The organism is Nocardioides sp. URHA0032, from assembly GCF_000620645.1.
Lineage (GTDB): Bacteria > Actinomycetota > Actinomycetes > Propionibacteriales > Nocardioidaceae > Nocardioides.
In genome coordinates this window covers 624,342-642,741 of the sequence record NZ_KK211159.1, presented here as the reverse complement: position 1 = coordinate 642,741, position 18,400 = coordinate 624,342, and the positions used below count along the sequence as shown (strand labels likewise).

The following is an 18,400-nucleotide window of genomic DNA, read 5'->3' as shown; positions in this document are numbered from 1 at the left end:
GTCAGCGGTCGCCGGCGCCGTAGATCATGGCGCCGGCGAGCATCACCACACCCGCGGCGAGCTCGGCGACGAAGACCTTCGTCGGGTCGTCGAGGAACACCGCGAACAGGATGAGCAGGATCCCGGCCAGCGCGGCCACGCCCAGCAGCGGCCGCTTCGGCAGCGAGGTGTTGAGCGCCATCGCGCACACGAGCACCACGGTGGCGGTGAACCCGTCGCGGTAGCCGGCCCACATACCGGTCCCGTCGATCGGGTAGAGAGCCCAGGTGGCGAGGATCAGGCCCACCGAGGCCGCGACGATGAGCAACCAGCCGAACGGGCGCAGCACCGGCACCGGCTCGAGCGGGGTGGCGGGCGCGACGGGAACCGCAGGCGTGGCGTCCGGGCGCTTCACGGGAGTCGACATGCGAGAAGGGTATTAGGTTCGGGACCGTGCTGATGCTCGGGCCACTCCTCCGCCACGTCGACGACACCTCGGCCACGATCTGGGTCGAGACGGACGGCGCCGCCGTCGTGACCGTCACCGCGGGGGAGCGCACCGCATCCGCCCCGACGTTCGCCGCGCACGGGCACCACTACGCCCTCGTGGAGGTGACCGGCCTGCCGACCGGGTCACACACCGAGTACACCGTCGACGTGGACGGCGCCCGGGCCTGGCCCTCCGACGACCCGGAGCTCGCCGACTTCCCGCCCTCGGTGATCCCGACCCTCGAGTACGCCAAGCCGCTGCGGCTCGCGTTCGGGTCGTGCCGGGTCAGCGTGCCGCACGACGCGGAGGGCAACGCCGAGTTCGGCGTGGACGCGCTTCGCGCGTACGCGCTGTTCATGGCGGGGAGGACCGCGAGCTGGTCCGACGACGACGAGCGCTGGCCGGACCTGGTGCTGTTCCTGGGCGACCAGGTGTACGCCGACGAGACCAGCGACGAGATGCGTGAGTTCATCGCGCAGCGACGCGACCCCGAGCAGGCTCCCTGGTGGGAGCTCAAGGACTACGAGGAGTACGCCCACCTCTACTCGATCGCGTGGGGGGAGCCCGCGAACCGGTGGCTGCTCTCGACGCTCCCGAGCGCGATGATCTTCGACGACCACGACATCCGCGACGACTGGAACACCAGCTGGTCGTGGAAGCAGCGGATGGACGCGACCGGCTGGTGGCACGACCGGATCGTCGGCGGGCTCGGCTCGTACTGGGTCTACCAGCACCTGGGCAACCTGGCCCCCGAGGACCGGGCGAGCGACGAGCTGTGGCAGCGCATCACCACCTACGACGGCGAGGACGAGCTCGACATCACCGTCGAGCTCGACGCGCTCGCCGAGGCCGCCGACGCGCACCCCGACTCCTACCGCTGGAGCTTCGCGCGGGACTTCGACACCCAGGCCCGGCTGGTCGTGGTCGACTCGCGGGCCGCGCGGGTCCTGCAGCCGGACCAGCGGTCGATGCTGGACGACGCCGAGCTGGCGTGGGTCGACGAGCAGCTGCAGGGCGACGTCGACCACCTGCTGATCGGGACCTCCTTGCCGTTCCTGCTCGCACCGGGGCTGCACCACATCGAGTCGTTCAGCGAGTCGATCGCCGAGGGCGCCTGGGGCCCACCGGGCCGGTGGCTGGGCGAGACGGCCCGGGAGCGCGCCGACCTGGAGCACTGGGCGGCGTTCCAGCACGGGTTCCGCGACCTGGCCGGCATCGTGCTGGAGGTCGCCTCCGGCAAGCGTGGCCGGCCGCCGCGGACGGTGACGTTCCTGTCCGGCGACGTGCACCACAGCTACGTCGCGGAGGCGTGGCCGCGCGACGGCATGGTGGCCAGCCGGATCCTCCAGGCGGTGTGCTCGCCGATCCGCAACCCGCTGCCGAAGGTGATGCAGCGGTTCACCGCGGGCGCCTCGAAGCGGGTGACGGGCCTGCTCGGCCGGCTGATGTCGCTGTCCGGCCGGGTGCCGCTGGAGCCGCTCCGATGGACGGTGACCCAGGGACCCTGGTACGACAACAACCTGGCGGTGCTCGAGCTCGCGCCCGCCGGACTGCGCATGTGGTGGGTGGCCGGGGAGGTCGACGGTCGCCCGGAACTGCCCGTGCTCAAGCGGGTGGCGACCGTCGACCCCGTCGGCTGAGGCGCCGAGACGCTGCGCCCTCGCCGACGCTCCTGGTGAGGGGTCTGGGAGAGGATCGAACGGGTGGATCCTGTGATCAGACGGAGACGAGCACGGCGTACTTGCTCGGCCGCAGCGGCACGCAGTCACACCCGTCCCCACAGTCGAGGTAGGTGTGGAGGGCGTGGCCGCAATGTGGGCACGGCATGTCGTGCGTCAGGTGCTGGCCGTTCGTCTGGACGGTGTCCCACATGGTTCTACCTCCTCTCGCTCTCTGGATGGTGCCCCCCTGGGCGATGATCCTTACTCCCTGAGGAGATCAGCCGAAGCCGTCGGATACATCGCCCATCGACGGTAAGGAAGCTGTCGGCACCCTGTGCGGTGTTTCCGGGACAATGCCCCGGACGGGTGGTCACCGGATGGCCCGTCCGGGCCACGGGTGTCGGACCTGCCGGACGTCGCGGCAGGCGTGGCCCATGCTGTGGACCGTGTTCTCCCGCGTGCGCCTGCTGCTCCCCGTGCCCCTGGCCGTGCTCCTGACCGGGATCCTGGTCACCGGCTGCTCCGGGGACGACGACTGCACCGGGCGGGCGTACCACGCCTCCCTGGACCAGGACGGCGCGAAGAGCCCGATCCAGGCGCTGGAGGTCTGGCTCGGCTCGCACGAGGGCTTCGACCAGGCACCGCCCGACGAGGGCTGGACCGTGAAGGACCAGGGTGACAAGGACCCCGCGGCCGTGGTGATCACCAACGTCGAGGGCGACGGCTGGTGGGTGTCCGCGGTGCGCACGACCTCCGGCGGCTACGTCGTGAACGAGGCGACCGACGCGGCCTCGGGCTGCGAGGACGAGCTGTCGTGATCGCGGCGCTCGTCGTGGCCGCTGCCCTCACCGCCCACGCCCCGGCGACGGTGCCGATCGACGACTGGATCGCGGTGCACGGGCACGCGGTCGTGGCGGGCGCTCCGCGCACGCTGCTGCTGGAGCAGCGCACCGGCCCGGGGGAGTGGCACCGTCTGGCGAAGGAGCCGACCCGGCGTACGGGCTGGTTCCGGTTCTCCGTCCCCTCGGGGAACCGGCTGACCGAGCGCACCCTCCGCGTCGTGGCTCCTCCGTCGCGCGGGCTGCCCCGCGCGCACACCGCGCCGTTCACGGTGGACATCGTGATGCGCGACGTGACCGGTGGCAGGATCTGAGCGTGACCAGCAGATCGGGCGAGGCCGAGCGGCTCCGCGACCTAGCGCTCCTGCGTCGGGTGCGCGACCGGATGGACCGGGAGTACGCCCAGCCGCTCGACGTCGAGGCGCTGGCGCTCGACGTGCACATGTCCGCCGGGCACCTGAGCCGCCAGTTCAAGGCGGCGTACGGCGAGTCGCCGTACAGCTACCTCATGACCCGGAGGATCGAGCGGGCGATGGCACTGCTCCGCCGTGGCGACCTGAGCGTCACGGAGGTGTGCTTCCAGGTCGGCTGCCAGTCGCTGGGCACGTTCAGCACCCGCTTCACCGAGCTCGTCGGGATGCCACCGAGCGAGTACCGGCGGCGGGCCGCGGACGACGTCGCCGGGATCCCGCAGTGCGTCGTCAAGCAGGTCACCAGACCGGTCAGGAATCGAGAAGCGTCGGTCCGGGACCCGCTACTAGCGTGAGTCCCATGGACATCACCATTCACACCGCGGCGCTGCCGCACGACGACCCCGAGGCGTCGCTGGCCTTCTACCGTGACGCCCTCGGCTTCGAGGTCCGGACCGACGTCGGCAGCGGCACCATGCGCTGGATCACGGTCGGCCCGGCGAACCAGCCCGAGACCTGCATCCTGCTCGGGCCGGCTGCCGCGAACCCCGGCATCACCGACGCGGAGCGCGTCACCGTCAGGGAGATGATGGCCAAGGGCACCTACGGCTGGATCATGCTCGCGACCGACGACCTCGACGCCGCCTTCGACCACGTCCAGGCCACCGACGCCGAGGTGGTGCAGGAGCCGACCGAGCAGCCGTACGGCATCCGCGACTGCGCCTTCCGCGACCCCGCCGGCAACATGGTCCGGATCCAGGAGGTGCGCTGAGGTGAAGACGATGACGTGCGCCCAGCTCGGTGGCGCCTGCGACCTGCGGCTGCGTGGCGAGACCGCCGACGACGTGATCAAGGCGCAGGACAAGCACCTGCGCGAGGCGGTCGCCGACGGACAGACCGACCACGAGGCGGCCCTGAAGGACATGAAGGGCCGCTGGAAGCACCCCCTCAAGGGGATGGGCTGGTACAAGCACACCAAGAAGGCCTTCGCCGCACTCCCGGAGGATTGACCGCATGGCCGAGCCCGCCGACTCCCACGACCTGATCCGGGTCACCGGCGCCCGCGTCAACAACCTCAAGGACGTCAGCGTCGAGATCCCGAAGCGCCGGCTGACCGCGTTCACCGGCGTCTCGGGCTCCGGGAAGAGCTCGCTGGTGTTCGGCACCATCGCGGCCGAGTCACGGCGGCTGATCGACGAGACCTACTCGACCTTCGTGCAGGGCTTCATGCCGAGCCTGCCCCGGCCCGACGTCGACGCGCTCGAGGGCCTCACCACCGCGATCCTGGTCGACCAGGATCGCCTCGGCGCCAACCCACGCTCGACGCTGGGTACGGTCACGGATGCCCACGCGATGCTGCGCTCGCTCTTCAGCCGCCTCGGGACGCCGTACATCGGTGGGCCGACGGCGTTCTCGTTCAACATCCCGACCACGCGAGCCAGCGGCGTGATGACCGGACCCAAGGGCGAGAAGAAGATCGTGAAGGACGCCGTCTATCTCGGCGGCATGTGCGCGGAGTGCGAGGGCCGGGGAACCGTCTCCGACCTCGACCTCTCCGTCATCATCGACGAGTCGAAGTCGCTGGTGGAGGGCGCGATCCTGGTGCCGGGCTACACCGCGGACGGCTGGCTCGTGGCGACCTACATCGAGTCCGGGTTCGTCGACCCGAGGAAGCCGATCAAGGACTACACCGAGAAGGAGCGCCACGACCTGCTGTACAAGCAGACGACCAGGATCAAGGCGAAGGGCATCAACGTCAGCTACGACGGGCTGATCCCGAAGATCCGCAAGTCGATGTTCAGCAAGGACGTCGACTCGCTCCAGCCGCACATCCGGGCGTTCGTGGAGCGGGCGGCGGTGTTCAAGACCTGCCCGGCCTGTGAGGGCACCCGGCTCAACGAGTCGGCGCGCTCGTCGAAGATCGACGGCGTCAGCATCGCGGACGTCTGCGCCATGCAGATCACCGACGCGGCCGCCTGGCTGGGCGGCGTCCACGACCCCGGAGTCGCGCCCCTGGTCGACGGGCTGCGGCGGCTGCTCGACTCCTTCGTCGAGATCGGCCTCGGCTACCTGTCGCTCGACCGGCCCTCGGGCACGTTGTCCGGGGGAGAGGCGCAACGGACCAAGATGGTGCGCGCCCTCGGGTCGGCGCTCACCGACGTCACCTACGTGTTCGACGAGCCCACGGTCGGCCTGCACCCCCACGACATCGCGCGGATGAACAAGCTCCTCCTCGACCTCCGCGACAAGGGCAACACGGTGCTGGTCGTCGAGCACAAGCCGGAGACCATCGCGATCGCCGACCACGTCGTCGACCTCGGCCCGGGGGCCGGCACCGGGGGAGGGACGATCTGCTTCGAGGGCACGGTCGAGGGCCTGCGGATCTCCGACTCCCTCACGGGACGGCATCTCAGCCACCGGGCGCGGCTGAAGGGCGACGTACGCTCCCCTTCGGCGCAGCTGGCGATCCGCGGCGCCACCGAGCACAACCTCCAGGACGTCGACGTCGACGTGCCGCTGGGCGTCCTGTGCGTGGTCACCGGCGTCGCCGGCTCGGGCAAGTCGTCCCTGGTGCACGGGTCGATCAGCGCCGAGGAAGGCGTCGTCTACGTCGACCAGGGCGCGATCAAGGGGTCGCGACGGTCCAACCCGGCGACGTACACCGGCCTGCTCGAGCCGATCCGCAAGGCGTTCGCCAAGGCCAACGGCGTCAAGCCGGCGCTGTTCTCGGCGAACTCCGAGGGTGCCTGCCCGACCTGCAAGGGCAACGGGATGATCTACACGGAGCTCAGCTTCATGGAGACGGTGGCGACGCCGTGCGAGGACTGCGGGGGCAAGCGGTTCCAGGCCGCGGTGCTGGAGCTGCCGTTCGGCGGGCTGAACATCGCCGAGGTGCTCGACCTCCCGGTCGCCGAGGCCCACGAGTTCTTCGCCTCGGGTGAGACGAGGACGCCGGCCGCCGCGTCGATCCTCGAGCGGCTCGAGGACGTCGGGCTCGGGTACCTGAGGCCCGGACAGCCCCTGACGACCCTCTCCGGCGGCGAGCGCCAGCGGCTCAAGCTCGCCATGCACATGGGGGAGACGGGCGGCGTCTACGTCCTCGACGAGCCCACCAGCGGCCTGCACCTGGCCGACGTCGACCACCTGCTCGCCCTGCTCGACCGCCTGGTCGACTCCGGCAAGTCCGTGATCGTGATCGAGCACCACCAGGCGGTGATGGCGCACGCCGACTGGATCATCGACCTCGGCCCGGGCGCCGGCCGTGACGGCGGCCGCGTGGTGTTCGAGGGCACGCCCGCTGCTCTCGTCGCCGACGGCTCGACCCTCACCGGCCAGCACCTGGCTGCGTACGTGACGTCGAGGTAGTCCCTGACTCAACTGCCTGCGACACGCCGTACGGAGAGCATTTTCGTCAGGGAGTACCACCGCGAGGCGCATCCAGACGTTGCACCCGGCGAGGGCCGGCGGTCAGGCGGTAGGACGTCTCGACGAGCTCGGCGACCTCGTCCCAGTCCGGGTCGCGGTCGAGATGGACGCCGACCCAGCCCGCGACGCCGAGGTACATCGGCAGGTAGCACGTGGGGGACTCGCGCAGCGCCGGCAGCTCGATCGGGTCGGCCCGGACGAGCACGGACGACCGGTGGCGGATGTGGCCGTCGCCGACCTTCTCGCTGCCGCCGAAGTACGCGAACACCTTGGTCGTGTAGAAGGCCAGGCTGCCGTGGGACAGCTTCTCCGCCGCGTCCGGCAGCGCCAGTGCGATCTCCCGGAGCCGCGCGAGGGCCGGGCCCTCGTCGTACGTCGGTGGGTGGGCCACGACACCACGGTAGTCAGCACGGACGCCCCGAGCCGCGCGGCTCGTGACGCTCCGGCACCTCGGCAGGACGACGAACATCTGCAAGGCTGACGCCGTGCGGAAACTGACCTACGGCATGAACGTGAGCCTGGACGGCTACATCGCCGCGCCCGGCGCCGACATCAGCTGGACCGTGCCGAGCGACGAGCTGTTCCAGTGGTGGTCCGACCGGGTGGGTCCGGCGCGCCTGGCGCTGTACGGGCGTCGGCTGTGGGAGACGATGAGCTCGCACTGGCCCACCGCCGCGCAGCAACCCGGCGTCGATCCGGCGGAGATCGAGTTCGCCGGCCGCTGGCTGGCCATGCCCAAGGTGGTGTTCTCCTCGACGACCAGCACGGTCGACTGGAACGCCCGCCTGGTCACCGGCGACCCGGTCGCCGAGATCACCCGGCTCAAGGCCGAGGACGGTGACCCCATGGACATCGGCGGCGCCGCGCTCGCCGCGGCGGCCATGCGGGCCGGGCTGATCGACGAGTACGTGCTCGCCACCGCACCGATCCTGATCGGGGGCGGGACGCCGTTCTTCGCCGCCCTGGACAGCTGGGTGGACCTGAACCTCGTGGAGACCCGGACGTTTCCCGACGGCGTGGTGCTCACCAGGTACGAGACCAGACGCTGAGCCCCGTCATATCGACAGAAGCGTCGCCACTACGCCGTCGACGGCACCTTCATGAAGCCGACGAGCCGTGGCCGGAGGTCCAAGACCGGCTCCGGGTCCTGCGTCAGGCCGCGAAGCGGGACGGGGTCGCCCTGGGCGCGTTCGGGACCTACGTCGAACAGGGAAAGGCCGCAGGCATGACCCACGCCCACATCGTCGTCAAGGACGGCCACCGCCTGGACTTCGACTGGCTCCGCCACCGCCTCACTTCGGCCGGGTTCGGCACCCGGTTCTCCTACGCCCAGATCAGGTCCGGCGCGAAGTTCTCCGCCTACGTCGGCAAGGGCTTCGCGACCTACGCCGTCAAGGGCTCCCGGACCGATGCCGACGACGCGCTACGGATCAACGGTGGCCGCGTCGGGCACTTCTCCCGCGGCTTCGTCCCGGACGGTGTCCGTCGTGCCGAGGTCGAGTCCCTGGCGGCGTTCTCAGAGGCCACCGGCGAGCCCTCGCCCTGGATCACCCGCATCTGGTCCTGAACCTCAGGCCATCGGGCGTTCCCGATACTCGACCACCAGGGCTTCCACGAACCCGGGCGGCAGCGTGGTCTCATCCGGATGCTGCTCCCAATAGGCATCCGCGTCCGCTTGCAGCCGAGCCCGCCAAGCGGCCTGAGCATCGTCCGGCACGTGACGGCCCTGTTCCCAATGCGCCGCCCGGATGACTTGCGCACGCTGCGCGAGCGGTCGGGTCACGTGTCGCGTCGCGCGGTACTCGCGATTCACTCGGCGCACGTCAGGACGCATCGCGAACGCGGCACCGTGAACGGCCGATGCCAACCAGAGCCCGACGTACACAACGGCAACGAGCGCCAGCCCCGCGACCAGGGCCACGGCGAAGGCCAGAACCATCCAGTCCGGGATGAACACGGGCACCATGGTGGCTCACCGGCGGCCCCGCTGCCTGGGAAACGCCCTGCGTGGCTGGTTCGCCGATAACTGACATTATGTCAACATATGAAGGGATCAGTCCCAATCGGTGATCCGGAGGTCCCGCGGCGCCGGTGCCCCCTGCCCGGTCTCCACGAGCGCCTTGAGGCTCATCAGGAAGGTGCCCCACTTGGTGCTGCAGTGGTGCATGAACTCGACGGGTTCGGCCCAGCCGCGGTGGGCGAAGAGGATCCTGGTCCAGTCGCCGTCCTGGCGCAGCTGCCAGTCGATCGTCGTGCCGACCCACTCCGGCGGCCCGTCCACGACGCGCCAGGACACGCTCTTGCCGGGCACCGCCTCGAGCACCTCCATGTCGAAGCCGCCCTTGTCCCCGAACCGGAAGGCAACGGTCCCGCCGGCGTCGCCGTCGCCCGACGTCTCCTCCGTCCACCAGCCGGCCAATCCGTCGATCGTCGTCAGCACGTCGTACACCTTCTCGGGTGCCGGCGCCTTCACGCCGACGCTGTGCAGGATGTCCACCATCTCGATCACTCCTTCTCGTCCTGTACGTCCTGGGAGTCCTGCGCCCGCTGGACCGCCTCCGCGATCCGCTTGATCCGCCGCAGCCGCGCGTCCCAGGCGGAGCCGACCGACTCCAGCTGCGCCACCGCGACCGCGAGCTGCACGCCGTCGACGCGGTACTTCCGCTCCCGGCCCTCGGGCGTTCCCCGCACCAGCCCGACCCGGTCGAGCACGCCGAGGTGCTTCGCCACCGCCTGGCGGGTGACCGGCAGCTCCGCGCTGAGGGAGGTCGCGGTCCCCTCGCCCACCAGCAGCAGGTCCAGCAGCCGCCGGCGCGTCGGGTCGCCGATCGCCGACCACAGGTCGTCGTCGACGGCGCCGAGCACGGCGCTCACCGCGGGTCCAGAGAGGCGACGTACGGCGCGATGCGCGGCAGGAAGTGGTCCCACCCGGTCTCGTGCTCGCGGTACTGCTCCTCCAGGACAGCGGCCTCCCAGCCCATCTCCCGGAAGCCGGTCTCGGTGAGCCTGAGCCGCGTGCCCGTCCCGCTCGGCACCAGCTCGAACGTGACGAGCAGCGAGTTGCCCTCCGCCGCCGCCTCCCCCGCAGGATGCGTCCAGCGGAACGTGAAGGTCCGCGGCGGGTCGACCTCCAGCACGGTCAGCCGGGCCGCTCCCCCGCCGGCGTCCGGGTCGCCGAACACGATCTCCCCCGTGGCGCCGGGCACCGCCTCGTAGTGCGCCTCGTCCGGCCACCACTCCCGCACGTGCTCCGGCCTGCTGACCACCTCGAACACGACCTCGGGGGTCGCGTCGATGTGGATCTCCCGCTCGATGGTCCCGAACTCCATGGCTCCTCCTGCAACGTTTGGTTGCATGTGACGGTAGGCCATTCCGACCTGATGTGCAACCGTGGGTTGCAGGATGTGTCCAGACCGGTTTCCGGACGGTTTTGGCCGCATAGCCTTCCGGACACGCTCTCGTTGCCACGGCAACGAACGCAGTCAACGAGGCGGGTCAACACATGTTCAGGTTCCAGCGTCGGGTGGCCATCGGCGCGAGCTTCGCGCTCGGCACCGCCCTGCTCCTCCTCATCCCGGTCCAGGGCGCCCAGGTCGCCGCCGCGTCGGACCCGAGCGAGTCCACGATCGGCTCTCCCCCGGGCGACTCCACGAAGCCCGTGACCCAGAACGCCAGCTGGACGGGCTCGTTCGCCGCCACCGGCGTGCTCGACCCGTCGGTCTGCGCGGAGGGGGTCACCTGTGACTCCGAGACGCTGCACCTGACCGTCCCGAAGGACTTCTGGAAGACCCACAGCGGCTCGCTCGAGGCCAAGATCGCCTGGGACGACGCCAGCGCCGACCTCGACCTCTACGTCTACGACAGCCAGGGCGCGCTCGTCGCGCAGTCGGCCAGCAGCGGGGGCACCAGCGAGAAGGCCACGCTCGGTCAGCTCGCGCCCGGTGACTACACGGTCACCGCGGTCAGCTTCGCCGCCGTCCCCGGGACGACGTACGACGGCTCGGTCACGATGACCAGCCAGCAGCTCGTGAAGTCGATGACGCTGCCCGAGGACAAGAGCTCCCTCATGCACGACCTGACCGTGAAGTACCCGCTGCGGGTGGTCTTCGTCGGTCGAACGCCGACCAAGGAGCAGGTCGCCGAGCTGAAGAAGTGGATCCCGAGCCAGTACCAGCCGACCGTCGCCAACGTCGCCGGCGCCCCCAGCCCGGACGGCGTCCTGAGCACCGCGTCCGGCCTGCTGAACTGGAACCGCGGCGCGTTCGCCCCCGGCCAGGACCCGTACTTCCTCGGCACCCGCTTCACGTACGACGTGCACGTCTACTCCGCCACGAAAGCCTACAGCAAGGCGCTGTTCGCCCGGGCGAAGAAGCACACCGCTGACGCACAGACGTTCAAGGACCCGACGATGACCGCGCAGCTGGTCAAGTACGACCAGTCCTTCGGCAAGTACCGCGTCGTCGACGGCGTCGAGCACCACGTCACCGACCCGAGCACGGTCGACATGGTCGACGGCTACGCCGTCGAGGACTGGATGTGGCGGTCCCGGACCCAGGCCAGGTGGAAGTGCGCGTTCATCGACGTCGAGTCGAAGAAGTGTGCGAGCGCCCGCATCCTGCAGGACACCCCGGGCTACCACGACCCGTTCTACGACAAGCACGGACTCGACCTCGACAAGATGCCGGAGGGCGTGAACAAGGGCTCGACCTACCTGTTCCTCGACACGTTCACGCCGTCGTACGCCGGCGACTACTTTCGCCAGGACGCCTACCACACCTGGACCACCGACAAGGTGATCAAGGGCCAGATCGTCCAGAAGCCGGTCGCCGACGGCGGCTCGTGGCGGATCACCGACCCGGACACGAACGGCTGGGCCGGTGTGGACTTCGCGCGCACCTGGGGCGGCCGCTACCGCTGGCACTTCTTCGACCTGGGCGCCGCGCCGAACAACTACGAGAGCGCCGCCTGGCTGGGCAAGGGCGTCGACGCGATGTCGAGCGACTACCCGATGGGCGACCCGCCGATCTGGCAGTACGAGAACGACCCCGAGTGGCAGCAGAACCCCTGCCCGGCGAGCGTCCCGGAGTACCTCGGCGACCCGACGCCGTGCACGATGATGCCGCGCCTGGGCCGCGACGTGGCGTACGGCCTGTTCTTCCGGTCGACGGCCGGTTACCTGTACCGCCCGATCCCCCAGGGCGACGTCTACTGGCTGGCGACCACGAACTTCACCGACTTCTACTCGCGGCCCCAGTGGGTCGGCGGCGCCCCGGTCTCCGGCGACTACGGCAACTGGTGGACTGACCCGAGCAAGCTCTACAAGATCGACTCGGTCAAGGCCAGGACCCACGACGACACGCTGCGCTGGCTGTCCTCGGCGATGCCGTACGTGCGCTGGGTCGGCCGCAAGGGCGAGGTCGTGCCGCTCTTCGACCCGAAGACCGGCAGGAAGACCGGCACGCTCGACACCTCGCCCAAGTACGCCGACCTGCCGGCGCCGGAGTACCACGTCCGGCAGAGCGGCGCGGACGTCGACCTGGTGCCCGAGCCGCTGTACGGCGGGAAGCACGTGATCAAGCACAACAGCGACGGCTCGACCATCGACCTGACCGAGTTCCAGAACCAGATCGAGAAGGCCAAGGCGTCCGGGCTACTCGGGGCGTCGTACGACGACTCTGTCAACACCGACATCATCCGCGACTACATCGACGCCCACCGCAAGGGCATGGCAGACATCGAGCCGGGCCTGGGCACGGTGCCGTCACTGAACATGGTGTTCGAGAAGGCCTACACGTGGGCGCTGCCGGCGATCGTGGGCGGCATCGCGCTCGCCGGCGCGGACGGCAACGCCTGGGGCGTCTTCAACAACGTCAACGACCGGTTCAAGGCCTGCTCGGCCAACTACCCGGTCTACGACCCGTCGACCGACCAGGACGGCGACAAGGTCTCGCTGCTGCCCTGCACGCCGACCCAGGAGACCGGCACCGGGTTCAGCTACACGATCGAGCACGAGGCCGCGCACAACCTCGGCCTCTCGCACCCGCACGACGGCTCCTACGGCGTCGAGCGGTGCCCCGAGGGCGACCCGAACGCCGGGAAGTGGGCCTGCTACTGGGCCGGGCTCGGCTGGGTGATGGACGTGTCCGCGGCGCCGACGACGTACGCGATGGACTACCGGCCGTACGAGGTCGAGGACCAGGACCAGCTCCAGCGCGGTCACGTGGCGGAGTACCTGCTCGCCGGCCAGGAGGCGCTGAACCGGCTGCTCGCGTCGGAGAGCGCGGACGGCCGCACGACCCCGGACGCGAAGTTCCACCGGCGCTACGACCGCTACCGGCAGTTCAAGGCGGTCGCGGTGAGCCTGTTCCGGCGCGGCGACTACCTGCACGCGGAGTACGCCGCACGCAACGCGGCCCTCGCGGCGCGCGGCGTACCGCAGACCCGGTCGAACACCGTCAGCCCGAAGCTCGTGCAGGCCGGCCAGATCTACTACTGGAAGGTCGATCCGCAGTCGACCGCCGGGCTGACCTACGGGCGCCGCGATGGCTGATCGGCGCCTGGCGGGCGCGGTGCTGGCGGCGGCGACACTGCTGCTGGTGGTCGCGCCCGCCGCGCCGGTCGACGCGCACGCGACGGCGGTGGCGGCCTGGCCCGCGCCAGGTCAGGTGCTCGTGAGCGCACCGGACCGGATCACCATCGAGTTCAGCAACGACGTGGAGCCCCAGGTCGACGTCGCGGTCGTCGACCCCAGCGGGCAGTCGCTGATGATCGGCGACCCGGTCGTCGAGGGCCGCTACGTGACCCAGGAGCTCCGCGGGTCCGACGCGGTCGGCGGGTACGTCGCGGCGTTCCACGCCGTGGCCGTCGACCTCCACCCGATCATCGCGCGGATCGACTACACGGTCGACCCCGACGCGACGGCCACCACCAACCCGGCCGGCGACCCGCCGGACCTCGCCGCGGTCGCGGCGGAGCCCACGTCCGCCGACGAGGGCGGGAACCAGCTGCCCGCGCTGCTCCTGCTCGTCGGGGTCGGCGTCCTCGTCGGGGTGACGGTCCTGCACCTGGTGTCGCGCCGGACGGTCAGCGCCCGACGTTGAGCAGCGCCGCCGTCGACGTGTCGGCGGATGGCGCATTCCAGTCCCCCGTCGAACTCGAGGGGGCGGAACCCATCCACCTCCGCGGCGGTCCATGCGTCGACGTCTAGGCTCGCCCCGTGACGGCCGACGCGAGGAAGAAGCACCGCCCCTGGTGGCAGGAGACGATCCTCCTCCTGGTGATCGCGGTGGCCCTCGCGCTGCTGATCAAGACCCTCTTCGTGCAGGCGTTCTACATCCCGTCGCCGTCGATGGTGCCCGGGCTCGTGAAGAACGACCGGATCCTGGTCGAGAAGCCGTCGTACTGGTTCGGCGGTACGCCGCAGCGCGGCGACGTCGTGGTGTTCGCCGACCCGGGCGACTGGCTGGGTCCCGAGGAGGCGGCCCCGCCGAGCAGCGAGGTCGCGAAGCTGATGAGCCACATCGGCCTCTACCCGGCCGGCGGCCACCTCGTGAAGCGGGTCATCGGCGTCGCCGGCGACACCATCGTCTGCTGCGACGACCAGGGCCGGATCACGGTCAACGGGCAGCCGCTCGACGAGGACGACTACGTCAACGACCCGACGACCACGACCTGCCGCGGACCGATGGGCCCCGGCGACTGCGAGTGGACCGCGGGCCCGGTCCCCGCCGGTCACCTGTTCGTGATGGGCGACAACCGCAACGAGTCGGCGGACAGCAGCTTCCACCTGTGCCGCCCCGACGACGACACCTGCAACCCGGCGGACGCCTACGTCGACACGGACCTCGTGGTCGGACGGGTCTTCGCGGTGATCTGGCCGCACGACCACTGGGACCGCCTGCACCGGCCGGCGACGTTCGCGGACGTCCCCGGCCCGAAAAGTTGAATCCGGTAGTACCGTCATCGGCATGGCCGATCTCGACCTGGAACGGATCAGCGCCGAGCGCGACCGCATCCGGGACACCTACCTCGCCCCGGCGTCCGACCGGCCCGCCTCGTCCGCTCGGGGCCTGCACCACGTCGCGATCGTCTGCACCGATGTCGAGCGCACGGTGCGCTTCTACCAGGGCATCCTGGAGTTCCCGCTCACCGAGATCTTCGAGAACCGCGACTACGCGGGCTCGAACCACTTCTTCTTCGACATCGGGAACGGCAACCTGATCGCGTTCTTCGACTTCCCCGGCCTGGACGTCGGCGCGTACGCCGAGGTGCTCGGCGGCCTCCACCACCTGGCGATCTCGGTCGAGCCGGAGCGCTGGGAGCGGCTGCGGGCCAACCTCGACGAGGCCGGCGTCGAGTACGTGCTCGAGAGCGGGACCTCGATCTACTTCCGCGACCCCGACGGCACCCGGCTCGAGCTGATCGCCGACCCGCTGGGCGCGATGTACGGCACCGAGGTCCTCTAGCTCCTCGGCATCAGCCGGCCCGCGTCAGACCTCGGCGAGCCGCGGCAGCACGTCCGCGCAGATCCGGGTGGTCCAGCCGACCGGGTCGTCGGTGGGCGGCATCAGCGTGACGAGGCTGATGCCCAGCTCGGCGTACTGCGCCATGTCCTCGAGGTAGGCGTCGGTCTCCGCGATCGGATCGGGCCCGCCGCTCGGGTTGATCATGGTCTTCTCGATCTCGTCGTAGTCGCGGCCGACGTCGTCACAGTGCCGGCGGAGCACGTCCAGCTTGTGGCGCACCCCGTCGGGTCCCTCGGGGAAGAGGTTGCACGCGTCGGCGTACTGCGCGACCAGGCGGAGGGTCTTCCGCTCTCCCCCACCGCCGACCAGGATCGGCGGGCGCGGCTGCTGCACGGGCGGCGGGACGCAGTACGTCTCGGCGAGCTGGAAGTGCCGGCCGTCGTACGGCCCGTTGTCGTCGCTCCACATCTGCTCAACGATCTGCAGCGTCTCCTCGAGCCGCTCGAAGCGCTCCGCGGTGGGCGGGAACGGCACGCCGAGGCCGAGGTGCTCCCGGTCGTACCAGGCCGCGCCGAGGCCGAGCATCGCGCGGCCCCGGGACAGCACGTCCAGGGTGGTGACGATCTTCGCGAGCAGGCCGGGGTGGCGGTACGTCGCGCCGGTGACCAGCAGGCTGAGCCGGACGCTCTCGGTCTGCCCGGCGACGTAGCCGAGGGCCGTGTAGCCCTCGAGCATCGGCTCCGGCGGGCCGCCGAGCCCCTCCATCTGGAAGTAGTGATCCATGACCGTGAAGAGTGCGGCGCCGCCCTGGTCGGCGGCCCGGGCGGTGCCGGTCAGCCGGTCCAGGAGCTGGTGCTCCCAGTCGGGATGGGTGAAGTTCGCGTAGTGGATGCCGATGCGCACGGGCTGAACCTACGCCCCGGCCCACAACCAGCGGCCGCCGACGACGAGGCAGCCGACGGTCACCACGAGGAACACGGCCACCCACAAGAGCCCGGGCAGCCGCGTGAGCCGGGCGAGCAGGTCCGCGTCGGAGTCGCGTGCCAGGCCGCCCCGCCGGCTGCGCTGGAGCTCGAGCACCGGACGAGGCGCGGCCACCAGCAGGAACCAGGCGCCGGTGTACGCCGCCAGCGACTGCGCGGCAGCGCTCCCCCACCACGACACGGCGGCGACGGCGAGGCCGGCGACGAGCACGACGTACAGGCCGTAGAAGTTCCGGATCTGGAGCAGCAGCAGGCCGAGCAGCAGCACCGCCAGCCAGAGCACGGCGAGTGCGTGTCGCTCGCGGAGCAGGAGCGCGGCACCCAGGCCGAGCACCGCCGGGCCGACGTACCCCGCGAACGCCGTGACCACCATCCCCGGGCCGGTTCGCCGCCCCTTCGACACCGTGAGCCCGGAGGTGTCCGAGTGCAGCCGGATGCCGGCCAGCCGGCGACCGCTGAGCAGTGCGGCGACGCCGTGCGCGCCCTCGTGGGCGATCGTCACGACGTGCCGGGCGACCTGCCAGAGCCGCGGGACGAGCACCAGCGCCAGCGCGACGACGGCCGTCGCCACCACGCTCCCGTGCGCCGGCAGCGGCTGGGTGCCCGTGACGTCCTGCCAGATCCGGTCCAGCGCTGAGTGGTGGGGCACGGGGGAAAGCGTGCCCGACCGGGCTCATGGGTACGACGGCGGCATGAGCGACGAGAAGATGGAAGCCATCCAGGCGGTCGTGGACCGCGTGACGTCGTGGCAGGACGGAGCGACCGAGGACACGGTCGAGTCCGAGCTGCGCGACGGGTTCGGCGAGGCCGGCGTCGACGTGCCGGACGAGGACGTGCGCAAGCTCGCCGACGCGATCCAGGACGAGCACGGCGCCGTGTCGGCCCAGCAGGTCCTGTCCGCATGAGCGACGCGACCGTCGAGGCGGTCGGGAAGCTGTCGGAGGCGTTCGAGGTGGTCGAGGACGCCCGCGGCAGCCTGTACCGGTTCCACCGCATGTCCGGGCGGGCCGACTTCGCGCTCGGCGACGCCGTCCGGATGCTGCGCGACGCCGGGCATCCCGAGCTCGCCGACCGGATCGACCGCGAGCTGCTCGGCCGCAACGTGCTGCCGGGGATGTGGACGTTCCAGGTGGTCGAGGGCTACGACGACACCTACTACTCGGTCTTCCAGCGCCTCGTGACCGAGGCCCGCGAGCAGCTCACCGGTGGCGAGCGGCACACCTACGAGGCCCGGCTGAAGTCCGAGCGGCACACGCAGGACGACGACGGCGGGGGCGAGCGCGAGTGAGTACGTTGGGCGACATGGCGACCCCGACGTACGAGCTCAACGACGGCAACACGCTGCCGGCCATCGGCTTCGGCACCTACCCGCTCAGGGGCGACGAGGGCGTCGCGGCGATCCGCTCCGCGATCGAGGTCGGCTACCGGCTGGTCGACACCGCGGTGAACTACGGCAACGAGTCGGAGGTCGGCGAGGCGATCCGGCAGAGCGGCCTGCCGCGCGACGAGCTCCGGGTGACCTCGAAGATCCCCGGTCGCCACCACGGGTACGACGACGCGGTCCGCAGCACCCACGAGTCGCTCGAGCGGCTCGGGCTCGAGTACCTCGACCTGCACCTGATCCACTGGCCGAACCCGCGCCTCGGCCGATACGCCGAGGCGTGGAGCGCCCTCGTCGACCTGCAGAAGGAGGGGCTGGTCCGGTCGATCGGCGTCTCCAACTTCTCCCCCGAGCATCTCGAGCGCATCATCGACGACTCCGGGGTGACCCCGGCGGTCAACCAGGTCGAGCTGCACCCGTACTTCCCACAGGCCGTGATGCGCGACGTCAACGAGGGCTACGGGATCCGCACCGAGTCCTGGAGCCCGCTGGGCAAGCGGCAGGCGCCGTTCACCGAGGGGCCGGTCGCCGGCGCGGCGGAGAGGTACGGGGTGACTCCCGGCCAGGTGATCCTGCGCTGGCAGGTGCAGCTCGGCGCCATCCCGATCCCGAAGTCGGCAACCCCCGAGCGGCAGCGGCAGAACCTCGACGTCTTCGGGTTCGAGCTCACCGCGGAGGAGGTCGCCGCGATCAGCGGCCTGGGCCGGGCCGACGGCCGCCTGTTCGGCGGCGATCCCGACACCCACGAGGAGATGTGACGCCGCGT

General features: G+C 70.7%; 25 protein-coding genes. 16 read left to right on the top strand and 9 right to left on the bottom strand.

The features are described 5' to 3' along the window. Nucleotide 1: 1 nt before the first annotated feature. On the bottom strand, nucleotides 2–406 hold the full coding sequence (locus N538_RS0116865; RefSeq protein WP_155992176.1) for a hypothetical protein: 405 nt from the start codon (nucleotides 404–406) through the stop codon (nucleotides 2–4). A 32-nt stretch (nucleotides 407–438) separates the two neighbouring features. Here N538_RS0116865 and N538_RS0116860 point away from each other — a divergent pair, with 32 nt between their 5' ends. Beyond that, nucleotides 439–2,109, top strand: a complete 1,671-nt coding sequence (locus N538_RS0116860; protein ID WP_036571150.1) for an alkaline phosphatase D family protein — start codon at nucleotides 439–441, stop codon at nucleotides 2,107–2,109. Between the two features lie 76 nt (nucleotides 2,110–2,185). Here the strand turns inward: N538_RS0116860 and N538_RS29100 are convergent, their stop codons facing one another. Continuing rightward, nucleotides 2,186–2,341 carry a hypothetical protein gene (locus N538_RS29100; protein ID WP_197025367.1) on the bottom strand — a complete coding sequence of 52 codons (156 nt, stop codon included), beginning with the start codon at nucleotides 2,339–2,341 and terminating at the stop codon, nucleotides 2,186–2,188. 223 nt (nucleotides 2,342–2,564) lie between these two features. Between N538_RS29100 and N538_RS0116850 the strand changes: the two genes are divergently transcribed. From N538_RS0116850 to N538_RS0116825, 6 genes are read left to right on the top strand one after another with little or no spacing between them, the layout of a single operon-like run. Then, nucleotides 2,565–2,948, top strand: a complete 384-nt coding sequence (locus N538_RS0116850; protein WP_028638254.1) for a hypothetical protein — start codon at nucleotides 2,565–2,567, stop codon at nucleotides 2,946–2,948. Then, a complete protein-coding gene (locus N538_RS25980; protein ID WP_036570815.1) occupies nucleotides 2,945–3,283 on the top strand; it encodes a hypothetical protein in 339 nt (112 codons plus the stop codon). Before N538_RS0116850 ends, N538_RS25980 begins: the two co-directional genes overlap by 4 nt. 2 nt (nucleotides 3,284–3,285) lie before the next feature. After that, nucleotides 3,286–3,735, top strand: a complete 450-nt coding sequence (locus N538_RS0116840; RefSeq protein WP_028638253.1) for a helix-turn-helix transcriptional regulator — start codon at nucleotides 3,286–3,288, stop codon at nucleotides 3,733–3,735. Between the two features lie 5 nt (nucleotides 3,736–3,740). Continuing rightward, nucleotides 3,741–4,151 carry a VOC family protein gene (locus N538_RS0116835; protein ID WP_028638252.1) on the top strand — a complete coding sequence of 137 codons (411 nt, stop codon included), beginning with the start codon at nucleotides 3,741–3,743 and terminating at the stop codon, nucleotides 4,149–4,151. A 10-nt stretch (nucleotides 4,152–4,161) separates the two neighbouring features. Beyond that, entirely contained in the window at nucleotides 4,162–4,389 is a 228-nt protein-coding gene (locus tag N538_RS0116830; RefSeq protein ID WP_231496264.1) for a hypothetical protein, read from the top strand. 4 nt (nucleotides 4,390–4,393) lie between these two features. Further along, nucleotides 4,394–6,745: an ATP-binding cassette domain-containing protein gene (locus N538_RS0116825; protein ID WP_036570812.1), complete on the top strand. Its 2,352-nt coding sequence runs from the start codon at nucleotides 4,394–4,396 to the stop codon at nucleotides 6,743–6,745. A 46-nt stretch (nucleotides 6,746–6,791) separates the two neighbouring features. Here N538_RS0116825 and N538_RS25975 read toward each other — a convergent pair whose 3' ends face one another. Beyond that, nucleotides 6,792–7,196 carry an MmcQ/YjbR family DNA-binding protein gene (locus tag N538_RS25975; protein ID WP_036570810.1) on the bottom strand — a complete coding sequence of 135 codons (405 nt, stop codon included), beginning with the start codon at nucleotides 7,194–7,196 and terminating at the stop codon, nucleotides 6,792–6,794. A gap of 94 nt (nucleotides 7,197–7,290) precedes the next feature. Between N538_RS25975 and N538_RS0116815 the strand changes: the two genes are divergently transcribed. Both N538_RS0116815 and N538_RS0116810 read left to right on the top strand, forming a co-directional pair. Then, the gene (locus tag N538_RS0116815; protein WP_028638249.1) at nucleotides 7,291–7,854 is read left to right on the top strand and encodes a dihydrofolate reductase family protein; all 564 of its coding nucleotides are present in this window, start codon (nucleotides 7,291–7,293) and stop codon (nucleotides 7,852–7,854) included. A 176-nt stretch (nucleotides 7,855–8,030) separates the two neighbouring features. Next, a complete protein-coding gene (locus tag N538_RS0116810; RefSeq protein WP_028638248.1) occupies nucleotides 8,031–8,372 on the top strand; it encodes a hypothetical protein in 342 nt (113 codons plus the stop codon). 3 nt (nucleotides 8,373–8,375) lie between these two features. Here N538_RS0116810 and N538_RS28600 read toward each other — a convergent pair whose 3' ends face one another. From N538_RS28600 to N538_RS0116790, 4 genes are all read right to left on the bottom strand, one after another. After that, nucleotides 8,376–8,762 (bottom strand): hypothetical protein, encoded by a 387-nt coding sequence (locus N538_RS28600; protein ID WP_155992172.1) that lies wholly within the window; start codon nucleotides 8,760–8,762, stop codon nucleotides 8,376–8,378. A 96-nt stretch (nucleotides 8,763–8,858) separates the two neighbouring features. Beyond that, complete coding sequence (locus N538_RS0116800; protein ID WP_028638246.1) at nucleotides 8,859–9,305, bottom strand: SRPBCC family protein; 447 nt, start codon at nucleotides 9,303–9,305, stop codon at nucleotides 8,859–8,861. 5 nt (nucleotides 9,306–9,310) lie between these two features. Beyond that, entirely contained in the window at nucleotides 9,311–9,679 is a 369-nt protein-coding gene (locus tag N538_RS0116795; RefSeq protein ID WP_231496250.1) for an ArsR/SmtB family transcription factor, read from the bottom strand. Next, nucleotides 9,676–10,134 (bottom strand): SRPBCC family protein, encoded by a 459-nt coding sequence (locus tag N538_RS0116790; RefSeq protein WP_028638244.1) that lies wholly within the window; start codon nucleotides 10,132–10,134, stop codon nucleotides 9,676–9,678. Before N538_RS0116790 ends, N538_RS0116795 begins: the two co-directional genes overlap by 4 nt. 173 nt (nucleotides 10,135–10,307) lie before the next feature. Between N538_RS0116790 and N538_RS0116785 the strand changes: the two genes are divergently transcribed. The 4 genes from N538_RS0116785 (at nucleotide 10,308) to N538_RS0116770 (ending at nucleotide 15,270) form a co-directional block, all read left to right on the top strand. After that, nucleotides 10,308–13,355 (top strand): hypothetical protein, encoded by a 3,048-nt coding sequence (locus N538_RS0116785; protein ID WP_028638243.1) that lies wholly within the window; start codon nucleotides 10,308–10,310, stop codon nucleotides 13,353–13,355. Beyond that, on the top strand, nucleotides 13,348–13,905 hold the full coding sequence (locus tag N538_RS27575) for a copper resistance CopC family protein (protein ID WP_051549373.1): 558 nt from the start codon (nucleotides 13,348–13,350) through the stop codon (nucleotides 13,903–13,905). The genes N538_RS0116785 and N538_RS27575 overlap by 8 nt, the downstream gene beginning before the upstream one ends. A 116-nt stretch (nucleotides 13,906–14,021) precedes the next feature. After that, entirely contained in the window at nucleotides 14,022–14,750 is a 729-nt protein-coding gene (gene lepB, locus N538_RS25965; RefSeq protein WP_051549372.1) for a signal peptidase I, read from the top strand. Nucleotides 14,751–14,772: 22 nt separating this feature from the next. Next, the gene (locus N538_RS0116770; RefSeq protein WP_028638242.1) at nucleotides 14,773–15,270 is read left to right on the top strand and encodes a VOC family protein; all 498 of its coding nucleotides are present in this window, start codon (nucleotides 14,773–14,775) and stop codon (nucleotides 15,268–15,270) included. 24 nt (nucleotides 15,271–15,294) lie between these two features. Here the strand turns inward: N538_RS0116770 and N538_RS0116765 are convergent, their stop codons facing one another. Further along, nucleotides 15,295–16,173 (bottom strand): LLM class F420-dependent oxidoreductase, encoded by an 879-nt coding sequence (locus tag N538_RS0116765; protein ID WP_028638241.1) that lies wholly within the window; start codon nucleotides 16,171–16,173, stop codon nucleotides 15,295–15,297. Nucleotides 16,174–16,182: 9 nt separating this feature from the next. Next, nucleotides 16,183–16,902 carry a M50 family metallopeptidase gene (locus tag N538_RS0116760; RefSeq protein WP_028638240.1) on the bottom strand — a complete coding sequence of 240 codons (720 nt, stop codon included), beginning with the start codon at nucleotides 16,900–16,902 and terminating at the stop codon, nucleotides 16,183–16,185. Nucleotides 16,903–16,945: 43 nt separating this feature from the next. On the opposite strand from N538_RS0116760, the gene N538_RS0116755 reads away from it, so the two are divergent. The 3 genes from N538_RS0116755 to N538_RS0116745 are packed head-to-tail and all read left to right on the top strand — an operon-like array spanning nucleotide 16,946 to nucleotide 18,392. Continuing rightward, nucleotides 16,946–17,158 (top strand): hypothetical protein, encoded by a 213-nt coding sequence (locus N538_RS0116755; protein WP_028638239.1) that lies wholly within the window; start codon nucleotides 16,946–16,948, stop codon nucleotides 17,156–17,158. Continuing rightward, nucleotides 17,155–17,541 carry a hypothetical protein gene (locus N538_RS25960; protein WP_036570808.1) on the top strand — a complete coding sequence of 129 codons (387 nt, stop codon included), beginning with the start codon at nucleotides 17,155–17,157 and terminating at the stop codon, nucleotides 17,539–17,541. The genes N538_RS0116755 and N538_RS25960 overlap by 4 nt, the downstream gene beginning before the upstream one ends. A 14-nt stretch (nucleotides 17,542–17,555) precedes the next feature. Beyond that, nucleotides 17,556–18,392, top strand: coding sequence for an aldo/keto reductase (locus N538_RS0116745; RefSeq protein ID WP_028638238.1), 837 nt, complete (start codon nucleotides 17,556–17,558; stop codon nucleotides 18,390–18,392). Nucleotides 18,393–18,400: the final 8 nt, after the last annotated feature.